General features: G+C 59.6%; 2 protein-coding genes and 1 pseudogene. 2 read left to right on the forward strand and 1 reads right to left on the reverse strand.

The features are described 5' to 3' along the window. On the forward strand, nt 1-286 hold a 286-nt coding region (locus tag OS035_RS33455), incomplete at its 5' end, for a helix-turn-helix domain-containing protein (protein WP_331815676.1). 89 nt (nt 287-375) lie between these two features. Here the strand turns inward: OS035_RS33455 and OS035_RS33460 are convergent. Continuing rightward, nucleotides 376-497: pseudogene (locus OS035_RS33460) on the reverse strand (L,D-transpeptidase); the annotation flags it as partial. 74 nt (nt 498-571) lie between these two features. On the opposite strand from OS035_RS33460, the gene OS035_RS33465 reads away from it, so the two are divergent. Next, nucleotides 572-1,332, forward strand: a 761-nt coding sequence (locus OS035_RS33465; protein WP_331815679.1) for an NADP-dependent isocitrate dehydrogenase, incomplete at its 3' end; no start/stop codon positions are given.

Here is a 1,332-nt window from a genome sequence, read left to right on the forward strand (position 1 = left end):
TGCCGCGCGCGAATGGATGCTGACGCTCGGCCGGCGCACCGCCGAGGAGAAGGTCGCAAGCCTGCTCGACCTCATCGCCACCCATGCCGAACCGCAAACGGCAACAAGCACCGCCTTCGACCTGCCGCTATCCCGCGCCGAGATCGCCGATTTCCTCGGGCTGACGATCGAAACCGTCAGCCGTCAGATGACCAGACTGCGCAAGAGCCGCATCATCCGCATCGAGAACTTCCGACATATTGTCGTTCCCGACATGGATGAGCTGGAGCGAATGATTGGCGCATAAATGGGATCTGCCAACATCGGGGCGCTGATCCGGGATCGGCGCGCAAAACGGATCAGATGCCGAATTCAGACTCTGGCACTGAGCCGAGATCAGCGCGTGATCACGACGCGAGTCTTAGCGAGGCCAGCCCGTGGCGCCAGAGAGAAGAACTGGGTGACATTCTCGAAGTGCAGGCGAACGCACCATGCAAGGCCGGCCGGCCCAAGCGCTTCGGGCTATAGCGCTCCTCATCACATCACCCACTCGGGACGCCGGTCCCCATTGAAGCTCGAACGAGGCAGATACATGAAGAAGATCAAGGTCGCCAATCCCGTCGCCGATCTCGACGGCGATGAAATGACGCGCATTATCTGGCAGCTTATCAAGGACAAGCTGATCCATCCGTATCTCGACCTCGACATCGATTATTTCGACCTCTCCGTCGAAAACCGCGACGCCACCAACGACCAGGTCACCGTCGACGCCGCCAACGCCATCAAGAAATACGGCGTCGGCATCAAGTGCGCGACGATCACGCCAGACGAAGACCGCGTCAAGGAATTCAATCTCAAGCAGATGTGGAAGAGCCCGAACGGCACGATCCGCAACATTCTCGGCGGCGTCATCTTCCGCGAACCGATCATCTGCAAGAATGTGCCGCGCCTGGTTCCCGGCTGGACCAAGCCGATCGTTGTCGGCCGCCATGCCTTCGGCGACCAGTACCGTGCCACCGACTTCCGCTTCCCCGGCAAGGGCAAACTGACGATCAAGTTCGTCGGCGAAGACGGCACGGTTATCGAGAAGGACGTCTTCGACGCCCCCGGCTCGGGCGTTGCCATGGCGATGTACAATCTCGACGAGTCGATCCGCGAATTCGCCCGCGCCTCGATGATGTACGGCCTGATGCGCAAGTGGCCGGTCTATCTGTCGACCAAGAACACCATTCTCAAGGCCTATGACGGTCGCTTCAAGGATACCTTCGAAGAGATCTACCAGACCGAATTCAAGGATCAGTTCAAGGAAGCCGGCATCACCTACGAACACCGCCTGATCGACGACATGGTCGC

Source organism: Rhizobium sp. 268 (genome assembly GCF_036571585.1).
In the GTDB taxonomy this organism is placed as follows: Bacteria; Pseudomonadota; Alphaproteobacteria; order Rhizobiales; family Rhizobiaceae; genus Rhizobium; species Rhizobium redzepovicii.